19 protein-coding genes are annotated in these 16,019 nt (G+C 61.8%); 5 read left to right on the top strand and 14 right to left on the bottom strand.

Annotated elements, in window-relative coordinates:
• Window positions 1-18: 18 nt before the first annotated feature.
• The 5 genes from frr to JN279_RS22210 all read right to left on the bottom strand — a co-directional run bounded on the left by frr (window position 19) and on the right by JN279_RS22210 (window position 3,753).
• On the bottom strand, window positions 19-573 hold the full coding sequence (frr, locus tag JN279_RS22230; protein ID WP_095200157.1) for a ribosome recycling factor: 555 nt from the start codon (window positions 571-573) through the stop codon (window positions 19-21).
• 107 nt (window positions 574-680) lie between these two features.
• The gene (pyrH, locus tag JN279_RS22225; RefSeq protein WP_095200317.1) at window positions 681-1,403 is read right to left on the bottom strand and encodes a UMP kinase; all 723 of its coding nucleotides are present in this window, start codon (window positions 1,401-1,403) and stop codon (window positions 681-683) included.
• A 162-nt stretch (window positions 1,404-1,565) separates the two neighbouring features.
• Window positions 1,566-2,675 (bottom strand): aldo/keto reductase, encoded by a 1,110-nt coding sequence (locus tag JN279_RS22220; RefSeq protein WP_202350232.1) that lies wholly within the window; start codon window positions 2,673-2,675, stop codon window positions 1,566-1,568.
• A 54-nt stretch (window positions 2,676-2,729) separates the two neighbouring features.
• Window positions 2,730-3,257 (bottom strand): nuclear transport factor 2 family protein, encoded by a 528-nt coding sequence (locus tag JN279_RS22215; protein WP_202350231.1) that lies wholly within the window; start codon window positions 3,255-3,257, stop codon window positions 2,730-2,732.
• A 67-nt stretch (window positions 3,258-3,324) separates the two neighbouring features.
• Entirely contained in the window at window positions 3,325-3,753 is a 429-nt protein-coding gene (locus JN279_RS22210; RefSeq protein ID WP_202350230.1) for a nuclear transport factor 2 family protein, read from the bottom strand.
• A gap of 114 nt (window positions 3,754-3,867) precedes the next feature.
• On the opposite strand from JN279_RS22210, the gene JN279_RS22205 reads away from it, so the two are divergent.
• Complete coding sequence (locus tag JN279_RS22205) at window positions 3,868-4,803, top strand: LysR family transcriptional regulator (RefSeq protein ID WP_202350229.1); 936 nt, start codon at window positions 3,868-3,870, stop codon at window positions 4,801-4,803.
• Between the two features lie 13 nt (window positions 4,804-4,816).
• On the opposite strand, the gene tsf is transcribed toward JN279_RS22205, so the two are convergent.
• The 5 genes from tsf to JN279_RS22180 all read right to left on the bottom strand — a co-directional run bounded on the left by tsf (window position 4,817) and on the right by JN279_RS22180 (window position 8,561).
• A complete protein-coding gene (tsf, locus tag JN279_RS22200; RefSeq protein WP_096446269.1) occupies window positions 4,817-5,737 on the bottom strand; it encodes a translation elongation factor Ts in 921 nt (306 codons plus the stop codon).
• A 110-nt stretch (window positions 5,738-5,847) separates the two neighbouring features.
• Window positions 5,848-6,630, bottom strand: a complete 783-nt coding sequence (rpsB, locus tag JN279_RS22195) for a 30S ribosomal protein S2 (RefSeq protein WP_096446271.1) — start codon at window positions 6,628-6,630, stop codon at window positions 5,848-5,850.
• Window positions 6,631-6,807: 177 nt separating this feature from the next.
• Window positions 6,808-7,419 (bottom strand): LysE family translocator, encoded by a 612-nt coding sequence (locus JN279_RS22190; RefSeq protein ID WP_096446273.1) that lies wholly within the window; start codon window positions 7,417-7,419, stop codon window positions 6,808-6,810.
• A complete protein-coding gene (locus JN279_RS22185; RefSeq protein WP_202350228.1) occupies window positions 7,416-7,694 on the bottom strand; it encodes a DUF4031 domain-containing protein in 279 nt (92 codons plus the stop codon). The genes JN279_RS22190 and JN279_RS22185 overlap by 4 nt, the downstream gene beginning before the upstream one ends.
• A 36-nt stretch (window positions 7,695-7,730) precedes the next feature.
• Complete coding sequence (locus JN279_RS22180) at window positions 7,731-8,561, bottom strand: cell envelope integrity EipB family protein (RefSeq protein WP_096446277.1); 831 nt, start codon at window positions 8,559-8,561, stop codon at window positions 7,731-7,733.
• Between the two features lie 138 nt (window positions 8,562-8,699).
• Here JN279_RS22180 and JN279_RS22175 point away from each other — a divergent pair, with 138 nt between their 5' ends.
• The 4 genes from JN279_RS22175 to JN279_RS22160 all read left to right on the top strand — a co-directional run bounded on the left by JN279_RS22175 (window position 8,700) and on the right by JN279_RS22160 (window position 11,711).
• Window positions 8,700-9,164 (top strand): RidA family protein, encoded by a 465-nt coding sequence (locus tag JN279_RS22175; RefSeq protein ID WP_095200150.1) that lies wholly within the window; start codon window positions 8,700-8,702, stop codon window positions 9,162-9,164.
• Between the two features lie 13 nt (window positions 9,165-9,177).
• Complete coding sequence (locus JN279_RS22170; RefSeq protein WP_096446279.1) at window positions 9,178-9,906, top strand: glycerophosphodiester phosphodiesterase; 729 nt, start codon at window positions 9,178-9,180, stop codon at window positions 9,904-9,906.
• Between the two features lie 55 nt (window positions 9,907-9,961).
• Window positions 9,962-11,176, top strand: a complete 1,215-nt coding sequence (locus tag JN279_RS22165) for a GNAT family N-acetyltransferase (protein ID WP_202350227.1) — start codon at window positions 9,962-9,964, stop codon at window positions 11,174-11,176.
• Window positions 11,177-11,282: 106 nt separating this feature from the next.
• Window positions 11,283-11,711: an HIT family protein gene (locus tag JN279_RS22160; RefSeq protein ID WP_096446283.1), complete on the top strand. Its 429-nt coding sequence runs from the start codon at window positions 11,283-11,285 to the stop codon at window positions 11,709-11,711.
• Window positions 11,712-11,736: 25 nt separating this feature from the next.
• On the opposite strand, the gene JN279_RS22155 is transcribed toward JN279_RS22160, so the two are convergent.
• From JN279_RS22155 to JN279_RS22140, 4 genes are all read right to left on the bottom strand, one after another.
• Window positions 11,737-12,357, bottom strand: coding sequence for a chloramphenicol phosphotransferase CPT family protein (locus tag JN279_RS22155; protein WP_202350226.1), 621 nt, complete (start codon window positions 12,355-12,357; stop codon window positions 11,737-11,739).
• 60 nt (window positions 12,358-12,417) lie between these two features.
• Entirely contained in the window at window positions 12,418-14,886 is a 2,469-nt protein-coding gene (gene clpA, locus JN279_RS22150) for an ATP-dependent Clp protease ATP-binding subunit ClpA (protein WP_096446287.1), read from the bottom strand.
• Window positions 14,887-14,892: 6 nt separating this feature from the next.
• Entirely contained in the window at window positions 14,893-15,222 is a 330-nt protein-coding gene (clpS, locus tag JN279_RS22145) for an ATP-dependent Clp protease adapter ClpS (protein ID WP_027051901.1), read from the bottom strand.
• Between the two features lie 277 nt (window positions 15,223-15,499).
• Window positions 15,500-15,829: a phasin family protein gene (locus tag JN279_RS22140; protein WP_010909566.1), complete on the bottom strand. Its 330-nt coding sequence runs from the start codon at window positions 15,827-15,829 to the stop codon at window positions 15,500-15,502.
• Window positions 15,830-16,019: the final 190 nt, after the last annotated feature.

Genomic DNA, 16,019 nt, shown 5'->3' with positions numbered 1-16,019 from the left:
GTCAGCCGGCGGCCAACCCTAAACCTGCATGATTTCAGCTTCCTTGTCGGAAAGCAGATGATCGATGGTGCTGATCGTTTCGTCGGTAAGCTTCTGAACCTGGTCGGAACGCTTGCGCTGGTCGTCTTCGCTGATCGCGCCGTCCTTCTCCGCCTTCTTCAGGAAGTCCATGCCGTCGCGGCGCACATGGCGCGCGGCGACGCGGGCGTTCTCGGCATAGCCATGCGAGATCTTGACCAGTTCCTTGCGGCGCTGTTCGTTGAGCTCCGGCAGCGGGATCCTGAGATTGGTGCCGTCGACGATCGGGTTGAAGCCCAGATTGGATTCGCGGATGGCGCGGTCGACGGCACCGACCATCGACTTGTCCCAGATCGACACCGAGATCATGCGCGGCTCCGGCACCGTGACGTTGGCAACCTGATTGATCGGCATGGTGGTGCCATAGGCCTGCACCTGGATGGCATCGAGCAGATTGCTGGAGGCGCGACCGGTCCGCAGCGAGGCCAGGTCATGCTTGAACGCGGCGATTGCCCCATCCATGCGCCGCTTGAGATCGTCGTACTCACCACTCATCTTAGTCTCCTCGACCCGTCTGCCGCGGGTTCACTGCTTCGGGGCAAGGCCCCGTTCGAGCCTGATTTTCGAAAGCCGGTTTCCCTTTCGAGGGATCAGGCCCCGGATCATTCGTCCGCAACGACCGTGCAGCGGCCGCCGCCCCTCAGAATATCGCCGAAACCACCTTTTTCGTGGATCGAATAGACGATTATCGGAATGTTGTTTTCGCGCGCAAGTGCAATCGCAGCCGTATCCATGATGGAAAGGCCACGATTTATGACTTCGGCATGGCTGATGCGCTCGAAACGGGTCGCGTTCGGGTCCTTCTTCGGGTCGGCCGAGTAGACACCGTCGACCTGCGTGCCCTTGAACAGCGCATCCGCGCCGATTTCAGCCGCGCGAAGCGCTGCGGCCGAATCAGTGGTGAAGAACGGATTGCCGGTGCCGCCGGCAAAGATCACCACCCTGCCCTGGTTCATGTAAGCATCTGCCTGGCGCTGCGAAAAACTCTCGCAGAGTTCGGGCATGGCGATCGCTGACAGCACCACGGCATCGACGCCGATTTTGTGCAGTGAGGTGCGCAGCGCCAGTGAGTTGATGACCGTGGCAAGCATGCCCATGTGGTCGCCGGTGACGCGGTCTCCGCCCTTGGAGGCGACGGCCACGCCGCGGAAGATATTGCCGCCGCCGATGACGACGCCGACCTCGATGCCCAGCGCGCGGGCCTCGGCGATGTCGGCGGCGATGCGATCTACGACTGAGACGTCGATGCCGAAATGCTGTTCGCCCATCAACGCTTCGCCCGACGCTTTCAGCAAGACACGTCGGTAGAGGGGCTTCACCGTCATCTGGTCCTCTTCATTTTGCATGTGGTCGCGCCCTGGGCTGGCCGCCCTCGCGCAGGCGCCGCGCCCCGAACGTTGGCACGATGCCGAGTTCCGATACACGAAGGGCGCCGCGATGTCACGTGGCGCCCGATCGGCAAATTTGTGGTAATCCCGCCCGATCGATCAGTTGGTGGACACGCTGGCCGGTAGGCCCTCGATAAGCACCGGCGACGCATAGCCGGAAGGCTTGTCGCCGGTCGCAGCACCGCCGGTGACGCGCGCCTGTATCAGCGGCCCGAAATAGGAATAGGGGAACGGCGCAGGGGTTCCGCTGACCAAATCCAGCCGGTCGCGAAGCCCTGCCGGAATCTCGAAGTCCAGCGCACCGAGATTGTCCTTGATCTGGCTGAGCGTCGTCGCACCGAGGATCACCGCGGCAATCCCCGGCTGCGTCGCCACCCAGTTGATCGCGACCTGCGGCATGCTGCGGCCGAGCTCGGACGCGACCTTCTCGAGTTCGGCCACGATGGCCCAGTTGCGCTCGGTGAATTTCTGGAAGCCCGGATGGGTCGAGTTGCGGAATCCGTCGAGCCGGCCCGCATTTCCGGCCTGAGCCGGCCGGTATTTGCCGCTGAGTAGCCCACTGGCCAGCGGGCTCCAGACCATGATGCCGGCGCCATGGCGCGTGCCGAACGGCACGAACTCGTTCTCGATCGCGCGTTCGGCCAGGGAATATTCGAGTTGCAAGGCCGAGACCGGCTCATATCCACGCAGCTCGGCGATTGCCTGTGCCCGCCCCGCATACCAGGCCGGCACATCGGACAGGCCGACATGGCGCACCTTGCCCATCCGCACCAGGTCGTCCAGCGTACGCATGACCTCTTCGGCCGGCGTCAGCCTGTCCCATATGTGCATGAGATAGAGGTCGATATAGTCGGTGCCCAACCGCTTCAGCGAGGCATCGACAGCCCGCATGATGTTCTTGCGGCCGTTGCCGCCGGCATTCGGATTGCCGGGCTGCATGTTCATGGCGAATTTGGTGGCGATCACCGCGCTATCGCGTAAGCCTCGCTCGGCGATGAATTCGCCAAGCCAGGCTTCAGCGGTGCCACCGGTGTAGAGGTCGGCCGTGTCGAAGAAATTACCGCCTGCCTCGACATAGGCGTCGAACATAGCGCGGGCCGTATCCCTATCGGCTCCCCAGCCCCATTCCTTGCCAAAGGTCATCGTGCCCAGCGTCAGCCGGCTCACCCTGAGGCCGCTGTTGCCGAGAGTGTAATAGGTCATGGTCATGATCGTCTTCCAATGCCTTGTTGATCAATGCCGTGGCGTCACTGGCCCAGAACATCACTGGCCAGGCGTCGTCTTGACCCAAAAATTGCCGCGCTCATGCGTCATGCGGAACGCGAAGCCGTCGACCTTCCAGCCGGCAGGGGACCGGGTCAGGTGGTGCTCATAGGTGCCCCATACTTCCCAGAGCGGGTCGCCATTGCCCTCCATCCGGTTCCAGGCATAGCCGTTCGAACGGACGGTCGCCGTGTCCGCCTCGAGAACGACCTGATGATTTGTGCGCAGATGCAGGCTCGTCTTGCTGCCCTTGAGGTTGCCGGCCCAGGCGCCAATCAGATCGTCGGAAGCAATGTTGGCCGCAGGTTGCCCGGACAGGCTGCTGAAATCGGCGGTCACTCGATCCGCGAAATAGCTGCGCGCCAGTTTCCAGTCCTGCGCGTCGACGGCGCGGTCGATGGCGTCGGCAATACGGACGACCGCGCGTTCGTCAGCAAGCGCCTGCCAGCCGGATGGCTCCGCTCCGCCGGCATCGATCGGCGCCAGCGCCATGCCTGCGGCGAATGTCACATGTCTCAATGCGTTCATTTTGGTTCTCCTTGTGTGGTGAAGTCCTCAAACGGAGGGATGATTGGTCGGTTTGGAAGCGTTGCCTTCAGACCTTCGACAGCGCGTCGACCACCACCTGGAACCGACGCGGATCGAAATAGTCGTGGTAGGCGCAGATCAAGCCGTCCTCGAACCGGAAGACGGCGATATTGCTGTTGGTGTATTCGGTGCCGCCCACAATGACGGCGCGATTTTTGTACTCGACGACCACGGCGTCTGAATCCGTCGCCGGATAGACAGCCGTGATTTCGGACTCAAAGGATTCAAAATTGCCGAAAAGTCCATTGAAGGCAGACAGGATCGCGGCCTTACCGTCGATGCTGTTTCCAAAGCCTGCCGGTGGATAGAAGACCAGGATGCGGCCATTCGCGGACCAAAGTTCGCCCCAGCGGTCAATGTCCTTGCGGTGCATCAGGTCGAAGAAACTCTGCACAGCCTCGAGATTGCGCGCTTGCCTGGAATGAAAGTCGGTCATCGGAAGGCCTCTCCTGCTGGCTGATGTCAGCCGTTTGGTGCCCCTTAGATGCGCCTTCTCTGCCACCCCGATAAGATTGCATGATCTGCATGGACTATGCGATATCATGCATGAATGGACCGGGATCTGCTTGCCCATCTGCCTGTTGTCATAGCCGTTGCCAAGCGCGGCGGCTTCGCGCTTGCCGCGGCTGAACTCGGTATGAGCCCATCCGCCGTCAGCCACGCGGTGCGCCTTGTCGAAGAGCGCATTGGTCAGCCGCTGTTTGCGCGCACGACGCGCAGCGTTTCGCTGACGGAAGCCGGCAAGGCGCTGGTAGAGACGGCGGCTCCTGCTCTGCAGGACATCGGCGAGCGGATGGATCGCATCCGCGCCATCAAAGGCCGGCCGTCGGGCCTGCTCAGGCTCAACGTTCCCAACATCGCCATTCCTCTCAGCGTGACGGCCGTGGTTGCGGCGATGGCCGAGCGTTATCCGGATGTGACCGTTGAATTGCTCACGGACCAGGGGCTGGTCGACATTGTCGGCGAGGGATTCGACGCCGGCATCAGGTTGGGCGAGATGATCGCTCAGGACATGATCACGGTCCGGCTGACGCCGCCCTTCCGAGCCGTGATCGTCGCCTCCCCCGCCTATATCGGACGGCATGGCCGTCCGCGCAGCGTGACCGATCTCGCCAACCACAATTGCATCGGTTACCGGCTGGTTCGCTCCGGTGCGCTCTATCGCTGGGATCTGACCGAAGACGGCAAGGATGTCGTTGTGGAGACCAAGGGCACGGTCATCGTCACGGATTCGCTGGCCGCGATTGACCTGGCGCTTGCGGGCGTCGGTCTTGCCTATGTCTTCGAACCGCTGGTGCGCGCGGATCTTGCCGCCGGCCGCCTGGTGCAGGTCCTGCCGCAATCGGCAATCGAGGAACCTGGCCTTTTCCTCTACTTCCCGCGCCGGGCGGCGATGGCGCCGAAACTGCGGGCCTTTATCGACACCGCGCAAGAAATCGGCCGGACATCCCTGCGGACGCCCGGCCGAAAAACGCTTTCGGAATAAAGCGGTAGGAAGTTTACTTCTTGACCGCCGCCGCGACTTCCGCCGCGAAATCGGTCTCTTCCTTCTCGATGCCTTCGCCCAGCGCGAAGCGCAGGTAGGCGGTGATCTTGGCCGGTGCGCCGATGTCCTTCTCGGCATCCTTCAGCGCCTTCTCGACAGTGATGTCGGGATTGAGCACGAAGGCCTGCTTCAAGAGCACGACTTCCTCGTAGAACTTGCGCAGGCGGCCTTCGACCATCTTTTCGATGATGGCTTCCGGCTTGCCGGTCTGACGAGCCTGGTCGGCGAAGATTGCCTTTTCACGCTCGACCGCGGCCGGATCGATCTGCTCCACCGTCAGCGCCAGCGGGTTGGTGGCGGCGACATGCATGGCGACCTGGCGGCCAAAAGCGTTGGCGGCATGTTCATTGCCCGTGGTTTCGATCGCAACCAGCACGCCGAGCTTGCCAAGGCCGTCGGCAACCGCGTTGTGGACATAGGTCGCAACTGCGCCGTGCGGAACGGTCAGCTTGGCCGACCGACGGAAGCCCAGATTCTCGCCGATGGTGCCGACAGCATCCTTGATGGTGTCGGTAACCGACTTGTCCGAACCCGGATACTTAGCAGCAGCCACGGCTTCCGTCGTGCCATAGGCGAGCGCCACCTTGGCAACGTTGGCGACGATTTCCTGGAACGCTGCGTTGCGGGCAACGAAGTCGGTCTCGGAATTGACCTCGACGACGGCAGCCTCGCGCACGCCGGCATCGACGCCGATCAGGCCTTCAGCCGCGGTGCGGCCGGCCTTCTTGTCCGCCTTGGAGATGCCCTTCTTGCGCAGCCAGTCGACGGCCTCTTCCATGTTGCCGTTGGTCTCGTTCAACGCCGCCTTGCAGTCCATCATGCCCGCGCCGGTCAAGTCGCGGAGTTCTTTGACCTGTGCAGCCGAAATGCTCATTGTCGCCTCTTTGTTTTAAATGCACCGACGCACCATCGGTATTCGATGGTGCGTCTGTTTAGCGTGCCAAAATATGAGAAAGATGAAGGCTGCGGACCGGCCTTCGATTATCAAGCCTCGGGGGCTTCCGAAGCCGGAGCCGGATCGAGCGCCGGTTCGACCGGGGCTTCAATCGAAGCGCCGATGTCGACGCCGAGTGCGCCCTGCTGACGGGCGATGCCGTCGATCGCAGCCTTGGCGATCAGGTCGCAATAGAGCTGGATGGCGCGGGCCGCGTCGTCATTGCCGGGGATCGGGAAGTCGATCTTGTCCGGGTCGCAGTTCGAATCGATGATGGCGACGACCGGGATGCCGAGGCGCTTGGCCTCGAGGATCGCGATCGCTTCCTTGTTGGTGTCGATCACGAACATCAGGTCGGGCGTCGAGCCCATGTCCTTGATGCCGCCCAGAGCCTTGTCGAGCTTCTCGCGTTCGCGGTCGAGGTTCAGGCGCTCCTTCTTGGTGAGGCCCTGGGCCTCGCCGGCCAGCATCTCGTCGAGCTTGCGCAGGCGCTGGATCGAATTCGAGATCGTCTTCCAGTTGGTCAGCATGCCGCCGAGCCAACGCGAATTGACGTAGTACTGAGCCGAACGCTGCGCCGCATCGGCGACGATGTCAGACGCCTGGCGCTTGGTGCCGACGAACAGCACGCGGCCGCCCTTGGCGACAGTGTCGGAAACCTGCTTCAGCGCCTGGTGCAGCAAAGGCACCGTCTGTGAGAGGTCGATGATGTGGATGTTGTTACGAGCGCCATAGATGTAGGGCGCCATCTTGGGGTTCCAGCGGTGGGTCTGGTGGCCGAAGTGAATGCCAGCTTCCAAAAGCTGGCGCATGCTGAAATCAGGCAGAGCCATTCTTATTTTCCTTTCCGGTTAGCCTCCACGGACACAGGCATTTTTGGACGAAGTCCTCGAACGCCACCGGAGGTTTCAGCCGGATTTCTCCCGGGCAGACACCAAAGTCCGTGTGTGGAATGAGCGCGCATATAGAGGGGAAGTGCGACAAACGCAAGCGGCGCAGCGTTTTACCGCTCAGCGTGCGGCAATCAGCGCCCCGGTGCCGATCATGGCGCTGCCGGCAAACCTGTTCATCAGCCGCATGCGCTTCGGTGTCCTGAACCAGCCCGAAGCCCGGCCGGCAAGCGCTGCATAGACACCCATTGTGATGATATTGACGCTGATGACGGCGGCCACCACCAGCAGGCCATCGACAAATGTCAGCGTATCGAGATTGAGAATCAGCGGCATGATCGAGGCGTGGAACAGGATCGCCTTCGGGTTCCCCAGCGCAATCGACGCGCCAAGGAAGAAGGAGTGGGACAACCTCGCCTCAACCGTCCGCGACTCATTCGATTGCGCGGTCGAGGCGCGCCACATCCTGATGCCGAGAAAGATCAGATAGGCGGCGCCGGCATATTTCAGCAGGAGAAAAATCCATTCGAACGTCTGGGCCAAGGCCACCAGCCCGAGCAGCGCCAGCGTGACCAGCACGGCATCGCCGGCGGCGACCCCGACGCCGGCCATGAAGGCACGAAGGAAACCGCGCGACACGCCATTGGTGATGACCGCGAACATCGCTGGCCCCGGTGTGGCGGCAGCAAGCGTGACGGCGGCGCAATAGGCGAGAAATGCCGTTGGTGTCATCGTTTGGCCTTTCCATTGGGCACCCGCACCCGCCGGAAGATCGTGACGATCTCCTCGCGGCTGCATTCGATGGCGCCGAGCCGCACCGCGCGGTCGCGCTCGAAACCGGTTATGTCATAATGCGGAGCGGATGTCTTGGGCGGGCCCTGGTAGGATGAACGCTTGACGCCAAGTGCTGCGGCGAAACGATGCAACTCGTCGGTGTCGTCGGCCATCAGGTGGCACCAGCGATGGCCGGCCCACTTCCAGATCGCCGCGTCGACGTAGACCGCCATCAAGCCCGCCGCGGCCAGCTCAATTGCGCAACCCTGCTACTTCGATACCGGGCACGGCTTTGTCTGGTCGAACAGCGACAGGTTGACCAGCTTGCCTCTCATCGAGAAGTCGCCATAGTCCATGATGAGGTCGCGGGTGATGCCGTTCTCATGCAGCTTGAAGCTGATCCGGTATTCCGGCACTTCTTCACCGTTCTGGGCACTGTCGTCGAAATAGGCGATGTCGACCGGCCAATACTTGTCTGTGGCGAGCTTGGCCAGCGCCGGAGCCTCCGGATCGGCCTTGTCGGCTTCGGTCTTCTTGCCGACGACGACCGTGGTCGTCATCACCTTGTTGGCATCCTCCGAGCCGTCGAACAGGTTTGTCTGGTAGAAATTCTCGCCTTTTTCGGCCTTGCCGATCATCTCGACCAGATGCTGGGTCGGAAACTGGGTGGCGGCGAGTTCCAGGCTGCTCTTCTCGGGCTTGTCGATATCGACCTTGAGCCCTTTTGGGTCTTTCGTGGCGATACCCCTGACCTCCTTGTCAAGGTTCTGGTCGACAAAGGATTTGGTCACGAACGAAAATGTCTTGCCTTCGGCGTCTTCGAAAGTTGTCGTCTGCTGGTCGGTCAGTCGCGTATTGTCGTTGGTGACGATCTGGGTCACGAAACGGAATTTCGCCGTATAGCCTTCGCAGGCCGAGCCGTTGAATTCATAGACCATGCGACCGGATATGCCTGTTATGCCGGAGCGGTCGGAGGCCTTGTTGAGGGTGACGTCATACACGGCGCGATGCGCCTGCAGTGCCGGCGCGGCGAAAGCGGGGACTATCGGGAAGACTGCCGACAACAGAACGGCGTGGAATGCAAGGCGCGCTGCGCGCATGAGGTACTCCGATCGTCGCGGCTGATGGCAGGCCGCAGGGAAAGATGGTCCAGCTTAAAAAAAGTCGTGGCGGAAGCGAGGCAAAAATAGCAATTTCGGCCCCGCCAGCGCGGCGCCTTCCAGCAATAGGGAAAAGCAATGAGTGAAACAATCGAAAAGCGGCTAAGTGATCTCGGCGTGACGCTTCCCGTCGCCGCCGCACCCGCCGCCAATTACGTGCCCTATTGCAGGACCGGCAATTTGCTGTTCACCGCCGGACAATTGCCGCTCAAGGACGGCAAACTGCAGGCGAGCGGCCTGCTTGGCCGCGACGTCGACACGGCAAGCGGCAAGGAGGCGGCAAAATACTGCGCGATCAACATTCTGGCGCAGGCCAAGGCGGCACTGGGCGACCTCGAGAAGATTAGCAGGCTTGTGAAGATCACCGTTTTCGTCGCCTCTGCAGCCGACTTTGTCGAGCAGCATCTCGTTGCCAACGGCGCCTCCGATTTCCTGGTCGCCGCCCTTGGCGAGCGCGGCAAGCACGCCCGCTCCGCCGTTGGCACCGCCTCCCTGCCGCTTAATGCCGCAGTGGAAATCGAAGCGATCTTCGAAGTCGAATAAGCGAAGGCCTGACATGACCGACCTCTCCTGGCTGACCGCCCGGCCCGTTGCCCATCGCGGCTTCCACGACATGAACAAGACGCGCTGGGAAAACACACTGTCCGCCTTCACTGCGGCCGCCGAACGGGGCTACGCCATCGAATGCGACGTGCATCTGTCATCGGACGGCGTTCCCATCATCATCCATGATGATGACCTGAAAAGGCTGACCGGACAGGACGGTTTCGTCTGGCAGCGCAGCGCGGCCGAACTGACCGCACTCAAGGTTGGCGGCACATCAGATCATGTCCCGACGCTGCAGGAAGCGCTCGACCTGGTCGACGGCCGCGTGCCCATGGTCGTCGAGCTGAAAGGGATTCCCGGCCGTGACGAAGGCCTGGTGGCGCGCGTCGGCAAGATGCTCAAGCGCTACAAGGGCAAGGCGGCGATCATGTCGTTCGATCACTGGCTGATCCGCGATTTCCCGAAACATGCGCCCGGTATTCCCGCTGGCTTGACCGCCTACGGCAAGGACCTCAAGCTGATCGAAGCGCATTTTTCCATGCTGGCGCACGAACTCTCCTTCACCTCCTACGCCGCCGGCGACCTGCCGAACCCGTTCGTCAGCTTCGTGCGTGAAAAGCTCAAAATGCCTGTCATCACCTGGACGGTGCATGATCAGCCCGCGATTGACCTGACCCTCAAATATGCCGATCAGATGACATTCGAAGGGTTCGAACCCGACCTCGTCAAAGTCGCCTGAGCGGAGTGTCTGAAACGTGACTTGTAGCGGCCCGGATGGAGCTTAAATAAGCCTCATGGATCAGGGTGATGATGGCGACGGGCAAACAGCAAATGCGGACTATTCGATCCGCATCGCCGCGGGCATCGGCGCATTCACCTGCGATGAATGGAACGGCTTTGCCGGCACCACGCGCGGCGATGCGGAAAATGGCTATAACCCGCTCGTTTCATTCGCTTTTTTGAGTGCCTTGGAAGATTCCGGCTGCGCCGCGCGGCGCACTGGCTGGCAGGGACATCATTTGCGGCTGGAGACCGCGCAAGGCAGGCTTCTGGGCGCCGTCCCCTGCTATCTCAAATCGCACAGCCAGGGCGAATATGTGTTCGATCATGGCTGGTCGGATGCCTTCGAGCGCGCCGGCGGCCGCTATTACCCGAAACTGCAATGTGCAGTGCCGTTCACGCCGGTCACCGGCCCTCGCCTGCTGGTCGGCAAGGGCGAGGATCCGGATGCGGTGAAGGCCGGGCTTGCCGCCGGCCTCAAGATGGTGACCGACAAGCTCGGCGTGTCCTCCGCGCACGTCACCTTCGCGCAGGAGAGCGATGTCGCGACGCTCGAGGCCGCCGGTTTCCTGCACCGCACCGACCAGCAGTTCCACTTCTTCAACGAAGGCTTTTCGACCTATGACGACTTCCTCGCCACGCTCGCCTCGCGCAAGCGCAAGGCGATGAAGAAGGAACGGCGCGAGGCGCTTGCCGACGGCATCACCATCGACTGGCTGACCGGCAAGGACCTGACGGAAAAAGCCTGGGACGACTTCTTCGCCTTCTACATGGATACGGGCAGCCGCAAATGGGGTCGCCCCTATCTGAACCGCCAGTTCTTCTCGCTGATCGGCGAGCGCATGGCGGACGATATCCTGCTGGTGATGGCCAGGCGCGACGGGCGCTACATTGCCGGCGCCATTAATTTCATTGGCTCCGACGCGCTCTATGGCCGCAACTGGGGCTGCATCGAGGATCACCCCTTCCTGCATTTCGAGGTCTGCTACCACCAGGCCATCGACTTCGCCATCGAACGCAAGCTGAAGGTGGTCGAGGCCGGTGCGCAGGGAGAGCACAAGCTGGCGCGCGGCTACCGGCCGGTGACCATGCATTCCGCCCACTACATTTCGCATCCTGGCCTGCGCAATGCCGTGGCCGACTATCTCAAGCGCGAGCGGCGCGAGGTGGAGCGGATGGGCGAATATCTGGAAGAGCATACCCCGTTCCGCAAGGATCTCGAGGAATAGCAGGCTTTTGGCACGGTCGATCTCGCCTGATCGCCCGCCGCATCGTCTTGCCGCTCCAGAAGAGCTTCGCTACACGGGACGCGAGGCACAATCCGGAGCGTTCGCCATGACTGCCGCCTATGACACCGACAACATCTTCGCCAAGATCCTGCGTGGAGAAATTCCCTCGCACCGCGTTTACGAAGACGACGCCGTCGTGGCCTTCATGGACGTGATGCCGCAAGGGCCGGGCCATACGCTGGTGGTGCCCAAAGCCCCGTCGCGCAATCTGCTCGACGCCAACCCGTCGACCTTCGGCCCGCTTTTCACCGTCGTCCAGAAAGTGGCGCTGGCCGCGAAGAAGGCGCTTAATGCCGACGGCGTCACCGTCCTGCAGTTCAACGAGCCGGCCTCCGGGCAGACCGTCTATCACCTGCATGTCCATGTCATCCCGCGCTTCGACGGCATTCCGTTGAAGCCGCACACGGGCGCGATGGAAAAGCCTGAAGTCTTGGCCGAGAACGCCGGGAAAATTCGCGCGGCGCTCGGAAGCTGACCCGCACCCGTTTCGCGGTAAAGTCTTAGTTGGCGGCTTGAGCCAGCCCTTCGATCGCACTCGGCTGGGCGCCATCTCGCAGCCGCTGGCGGATCGCTTGCGCGCACTGTTCGGGGCTGAGGACCGAGGTGTCGACCTCGAGATCGTATAGGCCCGGCCGGTGCACCGCGTCCTGCCACAGGCGTACCGGCAGAGGCACAGGATCGTCTGAAGAGCCGGTGACATAGCCCCTGCCCGCCTCGCTGGCGGCTCGCCTTGCCATGATGATTTCAATCGGACAGCGAACACCGACAAGCAGCGCCGGCAGGCCGGCGAGACGGCGCGCGCAATCGGCCAGGCAGCCGAGGGGCTTCGAATAGGCATCGTGATGGCCGACATCCGTCACGACGTTCAGCCCCAGCCGGCTGTGGGCCGCGATCGATTCGTAAAGAGCGGCGTACAGGCGCGGCACGAAGACTTCGAGATCGGGGCGCTCGCCGCCAGGGCGCAACCCTATTCCCGGGCGAAGTCGCGGCGGCGTGATCTGCTCATAGCTGTCGACGCCCAGGTTTATCCATGGACCATCGAAGCTTCCTTGAATGGCTCGGGCGATGCTCGATTTTCCAGACCGCGGCGCGCCGTTGAGGATGATGATCTGGCCTGGCATAGCCACCCCTGCTCAAAATGAAAAAGCCCCGTTTCCGGGGCTTTTTCGAGTGAGTGCCGATCAGCCCTTGCGGGGCAGTTGCGGGACCAGGCTGCGCTTGCCGCCGTCCTTGCCCTTGGGCTCCGGCTTCTGCGCCACGATCTTCTTCGCGGCAGGCTTCTTCGCCACAGCCTTGGGCGGCTTCGGCGCGTCTTCCGGCTCTTCCTTTTTCGGCTTCACCGGCGCCTCGTCGGCCAGCGATTCGAGCTTCAGGCCGGTCTCGCCGGTTTCCTTCTTCTCGACGGTGACCCGCACCGTGCCGCCCTTCTTGAGCTTGCCGAACAGCACCTCATCAGCCAGCGGCTTCTTGATGTGCTCCTGGATCACACGGCCGAGCGGCCGCGCGCCCATGCGCTCGTCATAGCCCTTGTCGGCCAGCCAGGCGATCGCATCCGGCGACAGGTCGAAGGTGACACCACGCTCGGAGAGCTGAGCCTCGAGCTGCATGACGAACTTCTGCACCACCTGATGGATGACCGGCACCGGCAGCGAGCCGAACGGGATGATCGCATCGAGACGGTTGCGGAACTCCGGCGTGAACAGCCGGTTGATCGCCTCGACATCGTCGCCTTCGCGCTTGGTCGAACCGAAGCCAATCGCCGCGCGCTGCGCGTCGGATGCGCCCGCATTGGTGGTCATGATCAGGATCACATTGCGGAAGTCGATCTGCTTGCCGTTGTGGTCGGTCAGCTTGCCGTGGTCCATGACCTGCAACAGGATGTTGAACAGATCCGGATGTGCCTTTTCGACCTCGTCCAGCAACAGCACGCAGTGCGGATGCTGGTCGACACCGTCGGTCAACAGGCCGCCCTGGTCGAAGCCGACATAGCCGGGAGGAGCGCCGATCAGCCGCGAAACGGTGTGGCGTTCCATGTATTCCGACATGTCGAAGCGGATCAACTCGACACCGAGCGAGGCGGCGAGTTGCTTGGCGACTTCGGTCTTGCCGACGCCGGTCGGACCCGAGAACAGATACGAGCCGATCGGCTTTTCCGGTTCGCGCAGGCCGGCACGTGCCAGCTTGATCGCCGAGGTCAGCGCGGTGATCGCGGTGTCCTGGCCGTAGACGACCCGCTTCAGCTCGATGTCAAGGCCTTGCAGCACCTTCTCGTCATCGGCCGAAACCGTCTTCGGCGGAATGCGCGCCATGGTGGCGATCGTTGCTTCGATCTCCTTGATGCCAATGGTCTTCTTGCGCTTGCCTTCCGGCACCAGCATCTGCGAGGCGCCGGTTTCGTCGATCACGTCGATCGCCTTGTCTGGCAGCTTGCGGTCGTTGATGTAGCGGGCCGACAGTTCCACCGATGCCTTGATCGCCTCGTTGGTGAACTTCACCTTGTGGAATTCCTCATAGTAGGGCTTGAGGCCCTTCATGATCTCGATGGCGTCCTCGATGGTCGGCTCGTTGACGTCGATCTTCTGGAAGCGCCGCACCAGAGCGCGGTCCTTCTCGAAGAACTGGCGGAATTCCTTGTAGGTGGTCGAGCCGATGCAGCGGATTGCACCCGACGACAACGCCGGCTTCAACAGGTTCGACGCGTCCATGGCGCCACCTGACGTGGCACCCGCACCAATCACGGTGTGGATCTCGTCGATGAACAGAACCGCGCCCGGATAGTCCTCGAGTTCCTTGACGACCTGCTTCAACCGTTCCTCGAAATCGCCGCGATAGCGCGTGCCGGCGAGCAGCGTGCCCATGTCGAGCGCGAAGATGGTGGCATTGTGCAGCACTTCGGGAACGTCGCCTTCGACGATGCGCTTGGCCAAGCCTTCGGCGATCGCCGTCTTGCCGACGCCGGGGTCACCGACATAGAGCGGGTTGTTCTTGGAGCGGCGGCACAGCACCTGGATGGTGCGGTTGATTTCCGACTCGCGGCCGATCAGCGGGTCGATCTTGCCGGCCTTGGCCTTGTTGTTGAGGTTGACGCAATAAGCCGTCAGCGCATCCTGCTGCTGCTTCTTCTTGCCGCCTTCCTCCTGCGGCTCGGCGCCGTTCTGGCCGCCCTGCTCGTCATCGGCGCCGCGCGGCGAGCGCGTCTCCGATGCACCGGGGCGCTTGGCGATGCCGTGCGAGATGTAGTTGACCGCATCGTAGCGGGTCATCTGCTGTTCCTGCAGGAAATAGGCTGCGTGGCTCTCGCGCTCGGCGAAGATGGCGACGAGCACGTTGGCGCCCGACACTTCCTCGCGGCCAGACGACTGCACATGGATCACCGCGCGCTGGATGACGCGCTGGAAGCCGGCGGTCGGCTTGGAATCCTCGTCGTAGCCGGTGACCAGATTGTCGAGTTCGGTGTCGATATAAGTGAGAACCGTGTGCTTCAGCTCATCAAGATCGACGTTGCAGGCGCGCATGACGGCGGCCGCCTCGGTGTCGTCGATCAACGCCAGCAGCAGATGTTCTAGGGTTGCGTATTCGTGGTGCCGCTCATTGGCGAGCGTCAGCGCCTGGTGAAGCGCCTTTTCCAGGCCTTGGGAGAAAGCCGGCATGTTACCTCACTTCTTCTCCATCACGCATTGCAGCGGATGCTGATTCTGTCGGGCGAAATCCATGACCTGAGACACTTTGGTCTCGGCCACCTCGAATGTATAGACCCCGCACTCGCCCACTCCATGATTGTGAACATGAAGCATGATGCGTGTGGCGGCTTCGCGGTCCTTCTGGAAAAAACGCTCCAGCACGTGAACCACGAACTCCATCGGAGTGTAGTCGTCGTTGAGGATGAGGACCCGGTAAAGGCTGGGCTTCTTGGTCTTGGTTTTGGTGCGCGTGATGACGGCCGTCCCGCGGCCGGCCTCATTGCCGTCGCCGCTGCCGTTTTGCATCCGCGCCACTTGTCTCGTGGCAGTCAAACCGATCGTCACGTAATCCTGCCTCTTTCGAATCCTCATGCGAGTTCGACATGTAGGTGTTCGATGGACGATTTTAAGCCCTTCTGGTTAGCTGACAATATGGCTAGGTGACCAAACTTGGCGGATTTTCGCAATCGTGAAGCGCTACGCGGCTCCAGATGGGAAATTGGCATGAAAAAACCCGGCCGCGTTTCCGCGACCGGGTTCTGTCCCGGGCCCAAAGGGCCGGATCTGAAACTGTCGGGCGAAATTACTTCGCCTTGGCAACGATCGATTCGAACGGCTTGTAGGCCTCCTTGGCGAGTTCGGCATAGAGGTCGCCGATCTTGGTGGCCTCGGCGACGAACGCCTCGTAGGACTGCTTGGCATAGTCTGTCTGGATCTCGATAGCCTTGTCCAGCGACTTGGCCGAAAACAGCTTCTCGACGGCGGCGCTGCCGGCTTCAAAGCTCTTCTTGGTGTACTCGCCGGCCTCGGTGGCGATCGCCTGGGCGCCCTTGGACAGCGAAGCGAAGCTCTTCAATCCGGTGTCGGCGAATTCCTTGCCGTATTTGCTGAAGTCCTCATAGGTCTGGGTCATTTCACGATTTCCCTTGACGGTTGAGGCGTCCTTCTTCGGGGCGCCCTTGTGCAATGCACTAGAATATATTGTGCGCCGCACAAAAGTCAACATTTCGCCGGTGTGCGGAGCACGCCTGCGCAGGCAATGGCTAAAAATCAAATAAAGTGCGTTTCAAGCCCGAAGAAAATGGTGAACGCGGCGGTTACCA

Origin of the sequence: Mesorhizobium sp. 113-1-2 (assembly GCF_016756475.1) — a bacterium.
Taxonomy (GTDB): domain Bacteria; phylum Pseudomonadota; class Alphaproteobacteria; order Rhizobiales; family Rhizobiaceae; genus Mesorhizobium; species Mesorhizobium loti_C.
This window is presented reverse-complemented; position numbering and strand designations above follow the sequence as displayed.

Bases quoted from the DNA above. Each gene is read 5' to 3' on its own strand.
- frr (WP_095200157.1), bottom strand. From the start codon at position 573: ATGAGTGGTGAGTACGACGATCTCAAGCGGCGCATGGATGGGGCAATC.
- pyrH (WP_095200317.1), bottom strand. From the start codon at position 1,403: ATGACGGTGAAGCCCCTCTACCGACGTGTCTTGCTGAAAGCGTCGGGC.
- JN279_RS22220 (WP_202350232.1), bottom strand. From the start codon at position 2,675: ATGACCATGACCTATTACACTCTCGGCAACAGCGGCCTCAGGGTGAGC.
- JN279_RS22215 (WP_202350231.1), bottom strand. From the start codon at position 3,257: ATGAACGCATTGAGACATGTGACATTCGCCGCAGGCATGGCGCTGGCG.
- JN279_RS22210 (WP_202350230.1), bottom strand. From the start codon at position 3,753: ATGACCGACTTTCATTCCAGGCAAGCGCGCAATCTCGAGGCTGTGCAG.
- JN279_RS22205 (WP_202350229.1), top strand. From the start codon at position 3,868: ATGGACCGGGATCTGCTTGCCCATCTGCCTGTTGTCATAGCCGTTGCC.
- tsf (WP_096446269.1), bottom strand. From the start codon at position 5,737: ATGAGCATTTCGGCTGCACAGGTCAAAGAACTCCGCGACTTGACCGGC.
- rpsB (WP_096446271.1), bottom strand. From the start codon at position 6,630: ATGGCTCTGCCTGATTTCAGCATGCGCCAGCTTTTGGAAGCTGGCATT.
- JN279_RS22190 (WP_096446273.1), bottom strand. From the start codon at position 7,419: ATGACACCAACGGCATTTCTCGCCTATTGCGCCGCCGTCACGCTTGCT.
- JN279_RS22185 (WP_202350228.1), bottom strand. From the start codon at position 7,694: ATGGCGGTCTACGTCGACGCGGCGATCTGGAAGTGGGCCGGCCATCGC.
- JN279_RS22180 (WP_096446277.1), bottom strand. From the start codon at position 8,561: ATGCGCGCAGCGCGCCTTGCATTCCACGCCGTTCTGTTGTCGGCAGTC.
- JN279_RS22175 (WP_095200150.1), top strand. From the start codon at position 8,700: ATGAGTGAAACAATCGAAAAGCGGCTAAGTGATCTCGGCGTGACGCTT.
- JN279_RS22170 (WP_096446279.1), top strand. From the start codon at position 9,178: ATGACCGACCTCTCCTGGCTGACCGCCCGGCCCGTTGCCCATCGCGGC.
- JN279_RS22165 (WP_202350227.1), top strand. From the start codon at position 9,962: ATGGATCAGGGTGATGATGGCGACGGGCAAACAGCAAATGCGGACTAT.
- JN279_RS22160 (WP_096446283.1), top strand. From the start codon at position 11,283: ATGACTGCCGCCTATGACACCGACAACATCTTCGCCAAGATCCTGCGT.
- JN279_RS22155 (WP_202350226.1), bottom strand. From the start codon at position 12,357: ATGCCAGGCCAGATCATCATCCTCAACGGCGCGCCGCGGTCTGGAAAA.
- clpA (WP_096446287.1), bottom strand. From the start codon at position 14,886: ATGCCGGCTTTCTCCCAAGGCCTGGAAAAGGCGCTTCACCAGGCGCTG.
- clpS (WP_027051901.1), bottom strand. From the start codon at position 15,222: ATGCAAAACGGCAGCGGCGACGGCAATGAGGCCGGCCGCGGGACGGCC.
- JN279_RS22140 (WP_010909566.1), bottom strand. From the start codon at position 15,829: ATGACCCAGACCTATGAGGACTTCAGCAAATACGGCAAGGAATTCGCC.